Here is a 15,799-nt window from a genome sequence, read left to right on the forward strand (position 1 = left end):
TTGGAAGAGGCCTAGGTCGCGCTCACCTCCACCTCGACAATGGGAGTGGCCCGGGACAGCAGATCCCGGGCCCTTCTGCATCCACCACCCCGGCTGTGTGCGCCAGGGATAAGAGCTGTCAGCATGAGGACTCCTAGCCCTGCTCTGCGCGACCTAGGCGATGGACGATGGGCTCTATGCCGCCGACTTTGAGGCTGTGTTGCGGCGGCGCCGTGAAGCCAGTGCAGCTATGGCGTCGGGGAGTTCGGCAACCCACACGCCCACGGGGATGCGGAAGGCGACGCGGCCGCTGAGTGTCTTGAGATCGAACGCTGCGCGCTCAGCCGGTGTGGTCACCAGGTGAACGCTGTCTTCGAGCACCCACAGCGCCGTGTCGGGCGTGGTGTTGGGGTCGGATGCGGCCTGCCGAGCCGCCTCGACCGCGGACTGCTGCCACAGCTCCAAGTCCTGGCGCGCACTGCGCGGACGTCGGGTGCCGGGCCACACAATCTGCGACACGAAGGCGTAGACCCGCAGGGCGACGACCTCCTCCTCGAAGTGCGGTTCGTGAAGGACCCCTTGGTCTCGGGCCTTCCAGGCCCATGACTCGCTCAGGCCGGCTGCTGCGGCAACGGCGCTCGTACTGAGCTTCTCGTCGGCCATCGACATTCTCGACTCCCCTGACAAGCCTGGTGATCGTCAAGAACACGATAGCGCAAGATCCCCTGCGAATTCTCGCGTCACTAGAACCGGGCGCGTCGAACTGCTCTTCTCATTCCCGCTCTGACCCGATTTTGAGCCTTTGTTGACTCATCGAAGCGCTCGTGACGCGTGTGCGCGCTCTAGTGTCACGCGGAGAGTGTGCTTGCCTGAAGGGGCGTTCGTAAGATTGATCGTTGGAGCTGTCGTTGGTTCTGAGGTAACAGCGAAAGTTGCAAGAATCGTTGCAACGAATTGGTCCTCCGAGACAACGAAAAAGGCCGACGGCACCAAAGGTGCCGCCGGCCTCACAGGCAGGTACGTACTACCGCTCGGGACGTCGTCGTTCCGGCCTCTGCAGCGGTCCTTCCGCATCCAGCGCGTCAAGCAAGCGCTCAACACCGGCTGACACAACGAGAGTTCCACGGCGCCCGTAGGTTGCTTCCTGGAGAGTCAGCTTCAGGTTGGAAGCGAGCTTGTACGCCTCCTCCCCCACTCGGTACGTCGACGGCTGCGACTTGTCCGTGTCCCACAGCTGACTCTCCGCGAAAGCCTCCGCCATGGCGATCTGCTCCTCAACCGCCGAGGGCACATGCCGCAGCGCAGCATCGACGTAGTGACCAAGCGCCAGACCAGAGTTCCCCGTTGACCGCCTGTCCGCGTTCAACCGGTCCTTCAACCGGATCAAAACATCCGGCGAGATGCGAAATCCATGAGACTTCCACTTCGCGGAACGCAGCTTGGCATCCGCATAACTCTCATGGATGGCGTTGTGCGCCCAGGCAGAAGAGCGAGACTGCTGCCCACGACTCCCAGCCGGAATCCGCCCAGAATGGCTCTCCGTCTCGGCGTTCTGCACAGGCTCAGCAGCCTTGGCCGCGCGCCGCACGTCAGCCTTGGCCTTGACGTCGACTGTGCGTAGCGGCTCTGGGGCGGGGTGAGGCGCAGGCTCCGGCACCGGTGCGGGTTCAGGCACCGGTGCGGTCTTTACCCTGACCGCAGGCTCCCGCTGAGGTTCCGCAACGGGCTTCGGCGCAGCCTCAACAGGGTCAGCAGGAGGCGGAACGACCCCCTGCTGCGCAACAGGAGCCAAGGGCTCAAGGGCATGCGGCGCCACCGGGCTGCCAGCCTGGTCGGCGTCCACTCCCCCCGCCCCGAGGAATGAGCGACCTGCAACATCGTTGGCACCAGCGATCAGGTTCTGTACCAGCGCCGTCCCACCGGGCTTGAAGTGTGCCGGGGCGCGCCTCTTCTTCGGCTTCGGCGGGTCCTGCCCGGCCTTGGACTGGTCCTCAGACACCGGCAGCCTCGCCTTCGATCCGCTCCGGCAGCTCCCACTTTTCTTCCGGCTGACTCATGCGCGTGAGGATCTGACCCATGAGCTCGCCGTACATCTTGCCGGGCGGGTGGCTTGCGAAGCGCAGCACGGACGGCACACCGTAAGCGAACGAGTCGCTGATGCGGTTGTCGCTGCGCACATCGGTCTCGAACGGGGCGAGATTGGCGTCGAGCATGCCGTTGCGGATGTTCACCTCTTGCGCCTTCCACCGCGAAGGCGGATTCGACCGATTGAGGACGGCACCCAGGTACTGGGGGTCGCATTCACCACCGGTGCGGTCCTTGACGTAGGCCACAGTTCCGCGAGTTGCCGCAGCGCCCTTCAGCGCCGGGTACTCCGGGACGCAAACGGTGATGACGTAGTCAGCTGCCGCGAGGGCGGTCGCGGAGAGCGAAGACACCGCCGGGGGCGTATCGATCACGACAAAGTCGAACTGGTCCTCGAGCTCCATGAGCATGCGCCGCAGGACAGGAGTCGACTGGTAGCCCTTCTTGTGGATCAGGTCCTGAGCCGCGGTCATCGTCGACTCTTCGCACGCGAGGAGATGCAGCGTGCCGGCATCCTCGAACTCAGCGACGAGCTCACTGCGGTCAAACCACACGGTGGCTACGTCCATGCGCATCCCCTGCAGCCGTGCTTGGAGTACCCAGCCCAGCGAACGGGACAGCTGGTCCTCGCCGGCGAGATTGACGCCGAGCGCGGTTCCCGCCTGAGCCTGGGGGTCGAGGTCAACGATGAGGACCCGCGCGCCTCCGAGGGCCAGCCCCGCGCCGAGGTTGACCGTGGTGCTGGTCTTGCCGACCCCTCCCTTCTGCGTTGCGACGGCGATGACTTTCACCGCATGCCCGCCTCTCTTGGGTAAGTCGTCTGTCGTCCAGTTACGCCCGTGTCACCAGGGTCAGAGCTGGAGTCAGCTGCTACTCGCACCGGGCTGTCTCAGTGATTTGCCTGATTAGCCACGTATTGAACTGCTGTTTCTCGCTCATCTGTCTCTAGTGACACGGGATCTTCGCGCCTGACCTTAACAGTTGGCGCGATAGCCGACGCCTTGACTCACGGATTCTTCGGCGAGTGGGACCGAGGCCGGGAGGCCAGGAAGACCGCAGCCCACCGACGGGCGCCCGTCCGGGCGTGTGGGAGCAAGTTGGAAGGTGGAGGTGAGGCGCAGGCTTCCCACTCGCGCCACAGAATGCGGCTGAGTGGCCACCTGACCGCGACGTCATTGGAGACCGCGTCAGGTGGACGCCAGCGTGCCTTGCAGAGACCGGCATTCGGGCAGATCTTCGAGGGATGGCATCAGCTGTAAGGGGTGACGGGTGGGCTCCCGCATCAGAACTGCGGGTGCCGGACGAGAGAGCGTCAGTTCCTGCTGGACGTGTGGAGCCGGTAGCCAGTCAAACTCCTTCGCACCCGTGTGGAAGACGTACAGCGCCTGTCAGCGAGTGGGCATGTTCGACAGCGGCCTGGCGTGCTGGCTCGAAAGAGAAGACGAATGAACGTTGGCTGCAACTCAGGCAAGTCAGCACGCACGTTCGCTGCGGCGTAAGTCAGGTAGCTAGTCCCTACCGGCGATCGACCGTCTGCAAGTAGTGATGTTCGCTAGTGCGCGAGAAAGCAACAGGAGCAGACGTACAGCGAGTAGGACTGTACAAGAGATCGCATGAAGGTAAGTCCGCAACGCTGCAAGAGCTGCCGCATGTTAGATATGGCGTTGCATAGACAGATTGATCCAACGAAAGCTGCGATGAAGGCTTCTCTGTATGATCGTTCGTTGGAGCTAAGAATAGATCCAACGCTAGAAACAGTGTTGCATCGCAAGATGCGAATAAAGTTGTAGTCATCGTTGCAGCCATTGATATATGCCTTGTTGCGAGGTTAGTAGCGATCAACACTGCAACACTCGTTACATGAGTCGTTGTATCTGTTGCAGCGACCAATCGGACAGTCATCGTTAGCTCAATCATTGCGCTAGTTGTTGTGAATAAAGAAGCAATGAACGTAGCAAATATCGTTGCAGCACATGCAATAAGTATCGTTGCAGGGGGAGCGAACGACGCGGCAGTACATGAGGGAACGAGCGCCGAATATCGTTGCTTGCATCGATGCAGTCATCGTTGCAACAAGGACGTCTTCCCACTTCAAGAGCCCCGAAGACCCGGCGTCCCCACAAACTCTCCAAGTGCCTTCCGCTCAGCACCTACGCTCAGAAGCGCCACCCAAAAATCCGCTTCCTGCGGCGGCGATGCGGGCATCCGGGGGCAGCGCGGTCACCCAAGAACTAATTGCCAAACGACCATCCTGGGTCGCCTCGCTCACGAGAATGGGCGCAGCAGCATGGGGCGATGCACTTCGGATCAGCTGCTGCCTAGCTAGCGCAGGCCATCGATACGACTTGCTCGGGCCGGAGGAGCAGCCCATGCGATCTGGACCTTGCCAAGCGGTTGGACCCCGCCTAGAAGCAGAGAACGTGACGCCCGACGAAACCCACAAACTGCGGCCGACCCGGTGGCACGGCTCGTCTCATCGCCAAGCCATCCGCAACCTTTGCGGTGCGCTGATCACTCTTCTCCGCAACTAGTCCAGGTGACCAGTCCTCTGGACCTGCCTCCGGCCGGCTTCACCCCGCTGCCGAAAATCACCCTCCGTGGAGGCATGCGTACCTGAGGCAGCTTATTGCCGACACTTAAACGGGCAGGAGATGGTCTTCTGCGGCAAGGGGACAGCTCCTTGAGCCAGGCGAAACAGACGGCGTCGCCAGTAAAACCAGGGGCAAGCCCCCGACAAAGCGCCCACCCCAGAGTGATCCACATTGTTCGGGGGCGACAGGAAAACATGGCCCCTGAGCGGCACACCTGCCGTCTCAGGCCGTCGCGGCTTCAGTCCGCTCCGACTCTCGGGCGGCAAGCAGCCGCTGGAGCAGCTTCTCCCGCTCCACCGAGTTCATCTTGTGCAGCACGAGCGCAGCAACCTGATAGCCGTCGTGCCAGGGCATCCGGGTGGCCGGCTCCTGCGACGGGGTGCCTGCCTGTGCGGCTGTTGGCTGTGCGTCTCGAGGACCGGGCAGGTCGTCTGTCAGCGGCCGCTCGGCACCCGGCGTTGAGATATCACGGCGTGATACCTCAACGCCGGGCGCAGGTGCATCAGACCGTGATCGCCCTACGTCGGGTGTCGCGATGTCACGCCGAGCTTCATCGGCGCCGACTGCCGGATTATCACGCCGTGATAGCTCGCCGACTTTGGCGCGCTTGCGTTCACTGGCAGCCGCCCGTGCGTCCGCTTGCTGGATCTGCTCCGCCGCGGTCAGCTTCGACAAGTTACGTACGTGCTCGATCTTGCGGCGGCCTTCGAGAAGGTCAGCCTGCAGCTGCGGATCGAGATCCAGGACCGACAGCTTCGATGAGATGGTGGACTGAGCCATGCCCAGCCTCCTAGCTGCCTTGCTCTGCGAGCCGTAAAAATCAACCAGCGTACGGAGGGCTTGCGCCTGCTCGAGCGGACTCATGTCGTCACGATGCACATTGGCGACGAACGCCGCTTCCAGCAGAGACTCGTCCGTAGAGACGCGCGCGTTGTCGACGCTCACTCGGATCGTCGTGACGCCCGCCAGTCGGGCTGCCTCGAGCCGACGGTGACCGTCAACCACGATGTAGCGCGTCCCGGCTTCAATGTCGGCCGCTCGCTCCGGTCGCTCCTGGAGGTAGGCATCGACCGAAGCGACGGTGATCGCGTTGACGAGTCCGATCTCACGAATGCTGTCAGCAAGGCCCTCCAGATCCCTGAGCTCCTCTCGAGGGTTGTCCGGGTTCTGACTGATCTGGCTGAGAGGCAGCTCGGTAGGGTCAGGGACCCCGACAGTAGGTGCTGCCGTTGCCGCGCCAATCGCCGCGCGGCGGGCGCTGACGGGGCGAGCCTGGCCGAACGACGCGCCGGCTCCAAGGTTCTTTGCTTTGCTCACTTGCAGATCTCCCGGGCCAGGGCGCGCAGGGCGACGGACTGTTCGCAGCGTGGGGCGTATGCGAGGAGAGGGCGCTTCACACGGACGGCTTCCTTCTGCTCCTTGAGATCGCCGATGACGCCGACAACGCGGGGATCCTTTATCTCCATCCAGGACTGCAGCGAAGAGGTGGCGATGTAACCGCGGCGGGCGTCGTAGTGGTTGACGACGATGCCGAGGTAGTCGAGGTCGAGCGCCAGGTCGGTGCGCATGTCTTCGATCTGCGAGGTAAGCAGGTCGTAGGCGTCGGCGCTGCTGTCCTCTGCCTGCACGACGATCAGGACGCCGGAGTTGCCAGGGACTTCCTCCGGGCGGCGCCGCCCGTAATAGGTCGCGGCGTCCATACTGAGGCCCAGGCTGGGCGGGCAGTCGATGAGGATCACGTCGTAGTCGGCTTCAATGGGCGCAAGGGCCCGTTCCAGAGCGGCTTCGCGGGCGCGCACAGAGGCGAGGCGTACGTCGAGCAGGAACGCGTCGGTACACGCCGGCAGGAGGTGCAGGTCTCCGCCAAAACGATCCTCGTCGATAGCGACGATGACGTCACGCAGTTCACCCTTAGCGTCACCGGCCATGTGGTTGGTCAGGGAGTCACCGGTCATCGGCAGCGTTTCCTGCCCGAGTTGCTTGGTGAGGTGCCCCTGGGGGTCGAAGTCGACCAGCAGTACGCGCTGGCCGAGGCCGGGCAAGTCCTCGAGGGCGAGAGGGTCCGTGTTCTGGTTGCCGTCGTCCTCGAGAAGAGCCGCGAAGTGCTTGGACACGCGGACCGGCACGAGCGCGTCAGGCCTCTCGGCCAGGGCCTCGCCGGCGCCGGCTGTGATGGCGGTCTTGCCGACGCCGCCCTTTTGATTGCAGACCACGATGCGGCGGACGATGGCAGGCCGTTTTACGGCCGGGCCGGGGTTGGTGTCCAGCCACACCTGAACGGACTGGGCCAGACCCTGGATGAGGGAGACGCCCCGGTCCTTGCAGTCGGCGCGGAAGCCCGCCCACTGCGTGCCCGGCAGGAAGGTGGCGAAGGATTCGGCGCCGGAAGTGTCGATGGGGGAGAGGTTGGATCCGAGGCCGCGCCAGGCCGTGATACCGGTGTCTACGGCGTCCTGGATGTCGATGCCGAGCTGTGCAGCTCGCACCTTCAGCTGCTGGCGGAGCCAGGAAGGGAGCTTGGAGACGACCTTCTCCCGGTCGCCCCTGGTTTCAGGTGATGTCATAGTGCGTCACTCTACTAACGTCCGAGATCTTTTGGTGCATCGACACGTTAGCTAACTGACTTCAGGGTCTTGCTGGGCTATCACGGCGTGATAACCCCCATCTCTGGGGCCCCAGCACGCCTGACCACTCCCCACGGATAGCCCCAAAGAGGACGGTCCCGTAGGAGGCGTAAGGGCCCTCGCTGGAGCGGCCGAGCGCAAGCTGGACATGACAGTCGACTGCCACGGGATTATCACGGCGTGATAGGTCCGCCTTCTTTCGCTTGTCGCTACCACGTGACGTGATGAGAAGGGCGGCTACAGGCAACGCCCGGGGCCCGTGCGTGTACTCGAGGGAGAAGGGATGTGAGCCGGGACGCCGGGCAGCATGCGCCGTGGCGATGCCTCCTGCCGGCCTCGACACTGCCTCGGTGCTAACAAATTTGAAAGTCAGTGGTTGGCCACCGGGGCAGGTCGACTACGGAACAGCAATGACGTGGCTTGCCCGGCGGTCAGAGGTCAGCGGTGGAGGGTCTGTCCATAAAGAGACGATGAGCCCAGCTATGCGTCCTTCTCGCGAAGGAGTCGTCGTAGGTGGGAGCGTTAGCACACCGACAGTCGACGCAGCGCCGCAAGTCCGCGCAGTTGGGACTATCCGGGTGCCAATACAGGTGCGGCACCGGAAGTACTGTCCGCCGTGAGTACTGGGCGCTTCTAGCTCGGGTCCGGATCGAACGGGCGGCGCACGTCATCCCGCGCAAATCCTGATGGGATGTCTGTCGGGCGCGCATACGTGCTCGGTGGATCACCGGCAGCGGCCCCTCGGTCTTGTCGCGCAATCGACTACTGAGGTTGAAGGCGTGATGTCGGGGCCGGAGGATCCCGCCAGGGGGTGTCGGGTAGGTTGGCCGTCATGGCTGAGCTTGGGCCCGTTGTCTGGCCGCCCGCCCCGTTGCGGACCGAGCGGCTCGTGCTCCGCGCGTCTGTGGCCCGGGACCGTGCGGCGTTCATCGACCTGCTCGCCTCGTCAGAGGTGCGGACGTACCTCGGTGGCCCCCGACCACGTGCTCAGCTTGAGAATGCCGTGCCCGAAGTACCCGGGCGGCGCCCCGGCGTGTTCGTGGTCGATCACGACGGGGCGATGATCGGCATCGTCACGCTCGACCGGCGGGACGCTGAGCGTCCTGGGCACGTCCATCCTGATGCCGGAGAGGCCGAGCTCAGCTACATGCTCCTGCCGGAGGCATGGGGACATGGGTATGCCCTTGAGGCATGCACGGCGGCGCTCGGCTGGTTCGCCAACGCGTTTCCCGGCGAGCCGCTGGTGCTCTGTACCCAGGCCGCCAACGACCGCTCGGTACGTGTCGCGGTGAAACTGGGGTTCACCGAGGTGGAGCGGTTCGAGGAGTTCGGCGCCGAGCAGTGGTTCGGCGTGTGGTCCTCGGTCACGCCGTCCGGTTGAGCTCGTGGTCGACAGCCACGAGACCACCGGCCGGGGCTCCGCGTCTGGTTGCTTGAGGCGGGATTTCAAGAGGTGCAGATGCTACGGCGGATCACATGATGGTCCTGTCGGAAGCTGGCGTGAGGTGAGGCCGGTAGCGCTGAGGCATCCCTCGATGAGTCGCTGCGGTACTGGATCCGGCGGAGGCCGTGTCGGAGCCGGCGCATGAGGTGGTCGGAGTCGGCGAAGGCCGTGTTGGCCTGGGTGGTCCGGCGAAGGATCGACCAGATGCCTTCCACTGGGTTGAGGTCGGGTGCATAAGACGGCAGGTGGTAGGCCGTGAGCCAGTCCTGTGCCTCGATGAAGGCCCGCATGCGGCGGTGCTTACGGACGTTCAAGTTGTCCCAGGCGAGGACGATGGGTCCGCCGAGTTGCTGGTGAGCGGCGATGAGGAGGTCGCGGTACTCGGTCCAGGCGAAGCTCTTACGGCCTCCGGCCTTGTGATCCGTGTGTCGTTTGGGCCGGTAGATCAGGCGAGAGCCCATCCCGGGTTTGTAGCAGCAGAGGGCTGCGATGGAGAAACGGCGCTGGGAACGGCCACGGACCCGGATGACCGGTGTGCTGCCGCGCCGGCTCCAGGTGCGGGAGGTCGGCGGCGTCGTCGAGAACCCGGCTGCGTCCTCGAAGACGATCCAGGCCCCGAGCGCCACCGCGCTTTTCCCACTCGCGGCCACACCTCCTTCACCCAGTCGGCCGCCGCTGCCTCGTCGCGCTCGAGGGCACGACGGGACGGAACCTGATGACTCCAGCCGTGTCTGCGTAGCATCTGCGAGATCCCCGTCAGCGTCATCGACTTGTGGAACCGGCGGCCGATCAGGGTCTTGATCCTGGCCAGCGTCCATCTCTGGTCCGGCCAGCCATGCGCGATCGGGCCCTTGACCAGCTCTTCCTCAAGCACGGCGAACAGTGCGTCGCTCAGCTTGGGCTTGGACGCCGGGCCGCGGGATCGAACCCCGATCAGGCCGGCCGCCTTCCATGCCTGCCGCCACCGCTGGACCGACCGGACGCTGACCCGTAACTCCTTCGCGATGTCCGTACTGCCCCGCCCGGCAGCGGACATCACCGCTGCCTCCAGCCGGATCCGCTCGCGGAAGGCTTGCCTCTCCGCGGTCAGACCCCCACCCTGCGGATACCTCATACACCTGGCATACCGCGACGATCACCGATCGTCAGCCCATACGACAACCCAGCTTCAATGTCAGTAACAGCAGAGATCGAAAAGGACGCCGTGCACTGGTCAACTTCGGCTGAGGGTCTGATTCTGCGCAGCCATTGGCGAGCTGCCAGCTGGCTTGTGGCTTCCGCGCGTTGAGTCGGGCAGAGACAGGGGGCGTTGAGACGTTCGGCATCGTCGGCGTGCTCTTGGCTGGGGCTTGTCGACAGGTTCCACCCGGGGACGGCGGCAGTGTACGAGGCACCTTGTGGAGTCGGCGGCTATGGCTGAGCGGAGGGCGGGGCCGAACCTGGCGGTCGCGGCCCGGCTGAGTGTGAGCCGGGGCACCGTCGCCAACTGGCGCACGATGGCTTCTACACGACCGGCTCGACGGGCTCGCGGGCGAGTCGCGGCACTATCCCCTCCCGCTTCGACCAAGACGTGCAAGGCCTCCTCTCCGTAGCGACAGATCCGTGATGCCGTCAGTCTGTATCTTGCTCCCCGGCGAACGAGATGCGTTCGCGGTGGACCAGAAGCCGCAGATCCAGGCCCTTGAGCGGACCGCTCCGGTGCTGCCCATGATCCCCGGAGTGCCGCAGCACAGGGAGTTCTAACTACATCCGGCACGGCACCGTCGATCTGTTCGTCTCGTTGAACACCGCGACGGGCAAGTGATCAGCAAGCTGGTTGGGCAGTGCCGGGGACTGCCCGCGACTTCCTCAACGAGATTGACCGCCAGCCTGAGCCGGGCCTGACGAGCCAAGCGATCAGCCACAACGGTGGCAATCGCGGTGAGCCGTTGGGGGCCGGAGCCTGACCCGCGCGACAACCTCAGCTGCCTTGGAGTGGAACTGTCGGCCCCCGGCCCCGGTGGTGCGTACTGCCGCTGGCCCCGTGAACGTGTCCCCGAATAGGGGCTTTGTCGGCGTACGCCTCAACGTGTCGTCTGTTGTGTACAGCTGAACGTGCACGGCTATCAGAGGCGGCTAGTCAGCCGCTGCTCGTACCACTCGGGGAAGGCCGGGCCCGGGCTCAGCGCGTCACCGCAGCCGAGTTCGTCAGTCTGGACCTGCTCGCGACCAGGTCCGGTGACCACCAGCCGGTAGTAAGAGGCGCAACCGATCTCGGCGATATCCAGCGAGCCGGTGAACCAGCACGGCGAGAATCTCTCCTCACCGGGGCGTGCTCCCCGCAAACGGACCGCTCCGGCGAGGGCCAGAACGACCCGGAATGGAGAAAGGGAACGGGCAGGGGATCGAGGTCTTCCTGTCAGTCCAGCCACGACTTGCTGCCGAACTCGTACAAGCCGAACGCCGACCCGGCACCCCCATCGCGCACCGGTCGGTACGGCAAGTGCGGCCAGAAGGTTCACCCCGCGTGCTCACACACCCGCATCACTAGGCCACTGTCTGCACCAGCATCGGAAAGGGCCAGCCTTCGTGTCCGGGGTGACCGCGGACCCTGTGGCAAGCCCTAAGCGTCCAATTATCACGCCGTGATAATTCTAGTGAGGAATGATCGGCAGCAAGCAGCAAGCGATGCTCCGCTCAAACGGGCTGTCACGGCCTCCGATACGGGAGGGGCCAGCCTCCACTGGTGCCTGCGAGCACCGAAGCCCCGGCACTCGGGATCGGCCTCAGCCATCGCCCGTATCCGTTCACGCACATCGTCGGCACCCCAAATGCCCTGCACGCTATCGCCGACAATCCCCAGACTGCAGCCCACGCCGCCCGCCAGCCTGAGTAACGGCTCGGTCGCTGATGCTGTGCGGTGTAGCTGGGCAGCCTCTGGGCGTGCGGTTCTGGGGATTTGGTGCGGTTGTATCCGCATGTGTCGGGTGTGGTGGTGGAGTCGATCTCGCGGGACCTGCGACACGCCTGATGAGACGCTGTTCGCCGCGATCATCTACATCCCGGTCAGCGGGTGTGCCTGGCGAGCGTTGACACCGTGCTTCGGGATACCGAAGTCGACCGTGCATCGCCGGTTCCTGATCTGGTCGCGACCTGGTGTGGTGGGCCCGGCTGCAGGAAGAGATCCTGTAAAGGCTGGACGACGCCGGCTTTCTCGACCTGTCCCGTGCGGTCCTCGACCCTGTCCATGTCCGCGCTAAAAGGCGCGAACTTGCAGGTCCGAGCCCCGTGGACCGGGGTAAGCCCGGTTCCAAGATGCACGTCCTGTCCGATGCGGACGGACTGCCCCTACGCGTCGGACTCTCCGCGGCCAACACCCACGACAGCCAGGCACTGAAGCCGATGCTGTCCCACTTCCACATGGGACACGAATCCCAGGCAGCCGAATCCAGGCCCCAACGCCTGCACGCAGACAAGGCATACGACGTCCCTCACCTGAGGCGATGGTTATGGGGCAAGCACATTGGAGTCCGGATCGCCCGCAAGGGAGTCGAGTCCAGCGAACGGTTGGGGCGCCGCAGATGGGTCATCGAGCGGACCATGTCCTGGCTGACCGGGTACCGCAGACTCAATCACCGTTACGAGCAACACCCGGGCAACGACCTGGCATTTCTTGGGCTGGCAGCCGCCATCTGCTGCTACAAACGCTTCCGCAAACTCACCATGTAGGACACGGTCTAAGCACTTCAAGGAGCGCAGACAGATTTGCTGCACAACGCATCGGCACAGGACAACGGGAGTCGCATCAGACGAGCGCACATCCGCCGGGCGCTCGCGGTGTGACCGACTCCGGGTTCCCCCTGGATCACCATGCCGTCGGCCGACAGCCGCTTCTGCCACCTGGCGGCGGGCTCTACCGCGGCGCCAGTGCCTACATACCTACTCTCGAGCGCCTGGCCCCCGGCCCTGGCGCCCCGCCCAACTTCCTCAATATCGCGGTTGCCCGTAGAGTCAGCCGCCGCAGCGCGCCGGTTCCGTCGCCCCCCGAGTGCCAGGACACGGAGCCGCGATCCGCCGGAGCCGCCCGATACCCCCGGTGCCTCGTCACCGCACCTATGGCACTCACAAGGCTAAGCGGCTATGGCGTCACACCGCCGGGGCATACGCGCGGGCGTTCATAAGGTCGAACGCGAGGCCCGAATACCCCGGTCGAGGCCCGCTCCCGAGGCGCCCGATCGATGCCGAAGCCGGGGGAGAGTCACTGGGGTCGCAGCGCCCACCCCACGAGCTGGTCAAGGTCAGATGGCGATACATCAGCTCCGCGGGGAGGGCGTGACGAAGTGTCTGCCTCATACCAGCGACACGGCACAAAGACTTATCACGGCGTGATAATTCGCAGCTCCTGGGGATCCGGTCCTAGACAACCGTAAAAGCCTGGCCTGGAAAGCCGTACTGGCCGACCTCGGAGCGACCGTCAAGCTCCCCCGGCCGAGTTGCCGCAGACGAACGGCAAGGTCGAACGCTGGAACCGCACCCTGCTCGACGAGCGGGCATCCTTACCGCCCTACATCAGCAGCACCGAGCGGACCGAGGCTACCTGCAGAGTGTGCACCCGTGGCCGACAGGACCAACGGTCCACGACGCCGGCGCGGGCCTAGTCGCGATGGAGGAACGCCACGCGTCGTTCGTCATCAGCATTCGCTGTGCTTCCAGCGTCAGTTGCGTCCCGTCGTCAAGCCATACGGCTACATCGGCCCGTATTCCGCCGACAGTCGGCTAGGTGACCTCCCAGTGCGTCTCCAGATCGAAGCCCACCACCCGCAAGTCGTCCAGCACGTCAATCCTCCTGGAGGACGGCCTGCAGCCTGCGGACGGCTCCTGGTGAGGGGGCGGTCAACTTGAGCGCCCTGCCTCTTGGAGTTGGACGCTCGCTCTGCCGTGAACAAGAGTGCGGTCACCGAGCTCGAGTGATCGGTATCCGCTGACGAAGAGAAGCGCTCGCTTCTCCACGGCCAGCGATCACCCGAACGCCGTACTCGAAGCCCATTCTCAGACCCCAAGATTGGCTGTGCGCCCTTCTCGCGGCCTGAAAGGCGGCTCAAGGTCGCTTCATGCCGGGGCCTCTGAGTTCGGCCCTCTACGCCCCCTTTCTGGGCCTCGATTTTTGACTCGATATGTACTAACAATTCATCTACATCGCGTTATGTACAGTCAGGTACGGCAGGGCTGTCACGGGGAGGCATGCTGGGGCCTTCGTGGGAGGAGACGGGCAACGCCGGGAACGTCCAACCCCGTTCCGGTAGACCACGTGCGTCAGCCGCTGCTCAGCCGCGAGCCGGTCAGCCAGGTTCAACGCGGCCTACCTAGCTGTGACTCTCATGACGTCAGCTCCACGACTGCGATCACTGCGCGGTCGCCACAAGACGACCCAGCAACAGGACGCTGCTTGCAGCGGTGCCGAGTATCTCGGTGGAGACGGCATCAATCATGCGGTCGGCGTAGTCCTGCGATGAGGAGTTCGACCAGTCGACGTGCGTTGTAGGGGGTTCGCTGGCCGCGCCGATGCAGAGGTTGCCGACGCCGCGCATAAGCTCACGGCCATCAATGGCGGAGCGGCATCTCGTCAGCGACGGCCGCGGCTTCGAGCAGCTGGCTGCGGACCGGCGCGGGGGGCGAGGAAGTAGTGGTGCAAGGTGTCGAAGCCGGCGCTGTCGACTGCCGCACGGGCGTTAGGTGCTATGAAATCGGCGAAGAGGTTGACCCATTGCTCTAGTGCGGCGTGTGGGATTGCGCTGGTCGCCAGCAGGAGTGGGCCGGGCCCAGGCGTCGACCTGGTGCCGGTAGACGGCGATGAAAAGCTCTCGTGCCAGCGGCGCGAGCGAAGAACGCGCGTGTCGGTGAGGCGCGACGATCACGTCAAGTCCTTCGACTACCTGGACGTGGCACGCATCCCGAGCTCGCATTCCGGACCCAGACCCTCAGGCGCATCACCCGCGGCATCAAGAGCATGGACCGGCTTCCGGTCACCCGCCCCGAGTTGCTTGATCACCGATCGTCGTCGCCCCGATCGTCGCCGCCTTCGCCGAACTCGGCAGGCCAGCGCAAGAACTCCCTGTTATGCCACCGCACCCCAGCCCCGACCTCGGCGACATTTAGGCTGGCCTCCTCGGCAAGTGCCTCGACGCTGATGCCCTCGGGGTGCTGCTGCATCACCCGGGCGATCTTCCCCGCCCACAGGTCGTCTTCCACGAACGGCCGACGCTTGAACTGCCTGATCAGCTCGTCCAGGTGTTCGGGCGAGCACGCGACGATCATGCGTTTCCCGTCGAACTGCGAGTCGTGAGCATGGATCGCGGACGAGTCCCGCACGAGGGAGTACACCTCCGTACTGTCCGAGATCACGACCCCGCACAAATCGCACAGCTCGGTCAGGGGGTCTTCCCTATCGCCGGCGCCCGGCTCGCTGTCCGTCACCTCGCCTGTCTACCCCTCGGCGCCATCGACCGGCCTCCTTAGTACTCCAGCCGTAGTTCGTGATCTCGATCGTGAGGGGCGCCGAGGAGGCAGCTGGCAGCGTCGATCATCTGGACGAGACCGACCACGCCGTCGCGGGCGTCCGTTCCTTCTCCGCCTACCCGAGTCCACCGAGACGGAGGGCGTTCCTTATCTCGCTGAGCTTCGCGGTCGTCGCCGGGGTCCACTCCTTCGCTTGCTCACCGAGACGGAGGGCGTTCTCAATCTCGCTGAGTTTCGCGGAGGACAGAACGCCCGCTCGCTCGATCAGGTCGTCCCGGGACACGGTGGTCAGCCACGTGCAAGGGGTGAGGCCCGGACGTGGCAACGCGAACCGCAGCACGCCTTCGAAGGGCAGTCCTTCCACGGCGCCTACTGCCACTTCGACGCCCAGACCGGTGATGTCGACACCCGCCCGAGCGACGACCTGCATCACCCGGATCCCGGCCGCGTCGTCTCCCGACAGCAGCACGACCGGCCGCCGCTCGTCGAACTCCACCCACCAGACTTCGCCACGTTGCACATGTCCTCCTGACACAGGAACTGCGGGCGGACGCTGCGCGACCCCGACGCGCTGTGGAGAC

General features: G+C 64.6%; 9 protein-coding genes and 3 pseudogenes. 3 read left to right on the plus strand and 9 right to left on the minus strand.

What is annotated here, in order from left to right; genetic code table 11:
* Nucleotides 1-174: 174 nt before the first annotated feature.
* The 5 genes from AS594_RS38440 to AS594_RS38460 form a co-directional block, all read right to left on the minus strand.
* Nucleotides 175-642 carry a hypothetical protein gene (locus AS594_RS38440; protein WP_240509369.1) on the minus strand — a complete coding sequence of 156 codons (468 nt, stop codon included), beginning with the start codon at nt 640-642 and terminating at the stop codon, nt 175-177.
* A gap of 361 nt (nt 643-1,003) precedes the next feature.
* Nucleotides 1,004-1,978 (minus strand): hypothetical protein, encoded by a 975-nt coding sequence (locus AS594_RS46995; RefSeq protein ID WP_240509370.1) that lies wholly within the window; start codon nt 1,976-1,978, stop codon nt 1,004-1,006.
* Nucleotides 1,971-2,855, minus strand: coding sequence for a ParA family protein (locus tag AS594_RS38450; protein ID WP_069934135.1), 885 nt, complete (start codon nt 2,853-2,855; stop codon nt 1,971-1,973). The genes AS594_RS46995 and AS594_RS38450 overlap by 8 nt, the downstream gene beginning before the upstream one ends.
* Before the next feature lie 2,022 nt (nt 2,856-4,877).
* Nucleotides 4,878-5,972 (minus strand): ParB/RepB/Spo0J family partition protein, encoded by a 1,095-nt coding sequence (locus tag AS594_RS38455; RefSeq protein ID WP_069936124.1) that lies wholly within the window; start codon nt 5,970-5,972, stop codon nt 4,878-4,880.
* Nucleotides 5,969-7,219 carry a ParA family protein gene (locus tag AS594_RS38460; RefSeq protein ID WP_069934137.1) on the minus strand — a complete coding sequence of 417 codons (1,251 nt, stop codon included), beginning with the start codon at nt 7,217-7,219 and terminating at the stop codon, nt 5,969-5,971. The genes AS594_RS38455 and AS594_RS38460 overlap by 4 nt, the downstream gene beginning before the upstream one ends.
* 892 nt (nt 7,220-8,111) lie before the next feature.
* Here AS594_RS38460 and AS594_RS38465 point away from each other — a divergent pair.
* Nucleotides 8,112-8,660 (plus strand): GNAT family N-acetyltransferase, encoded by a 549-nt coding sequence (locus AS594_RS38465; RefSeq protein WP_069931413.1) that lies wholly within the window; start codon nt 8,112-8,114, stop codon nt 8,658-8,660.
* Between the two features lie 81 nt (nt 8,661-8,741).
* Here AS594_RS38465 and AS594_RS48265 read toward each other — a convergent pair.
* Nucleotides 8,742-9,837, minus strand: a pseudogene (locus tag AS594_RS48265) (IS630 family transposase).
* 1,876 nt (nt 9,838-11,713) lie between these two features.
* Between AS594_RS48265 and AS594_RS43610 the strand changes: the two are divergent.
* Nucleotides 11,714-12,431 (plus strand): annotated as a pseudogene (locus tag AS594_RS43610) (IS5 family transposase); the annotation flags it as partial.
* A 767-nt stretch (nt 12,432-13,198) separates the two neighbouring features.
* A pseudogene (locus AS594_RS43615) lies at nt 13,199-13,297 on the plus strand (IS481 family transposase); the annotation flags it as partial.
* Nucleotides 13,298-14,104: 807 nt separating this feature from the next.
* On the opposite strand, the gene AS594_RS47715 reads toward AS594_RS43615, so the two are convergent.
* The 3 genes from AS594_RS47715 to AS594_RS38495 form a co-directional block, all read right to left on the minus strand.
* Complete coding sequence (locus tag AS594_RS47715; protein WP_069931226.1) at nt 14,105-14,290, minus strand: hypothetical protein; 186 nt, start codon at nt 14,288-14,290, stop codon at nt 14,105-14,107.
* Between the two features lie 457 nt (nt 14,291-14,747).
* Nucleotides 14,748-15,176 carry a hypothetical protein gene (locus AS594_RS38490; protein WP_069931227.1) on the minus strand — a complete coding sequence of 143 codons (429 nt, stop codon included), beginning with the start codon at nt 15,174-15,176 and terminating at the stop codon, nt 14,748-14,750.
* Between the two features lie 157 nt (nt 15,177-15,333).
* Nucleotides 15,334-15,738: a type II toxin-antitoxin system PemK/MazF family toxin gene (locus AS594_RS38495; protein ID WP_069931228.1), complete on the minus strand. Its 405-nt coding sequence runs from the start codon at nt 15,736-15,738 to the stop codon at nt 15,334-15,336.
* Between the last annotated feature and the right edge of the window lie 61 nt (nt 15,739-15,799).

Source organism: Streptomyces agglomeratus, from assembly GCF_001746415.1.
Classification (GTDB): Bacteria; Actinomycetota; Actinomycetes; order Streptomycetales; family Streptomycetaceae; genus Streptomyces; species Streptomyces agglomeratus.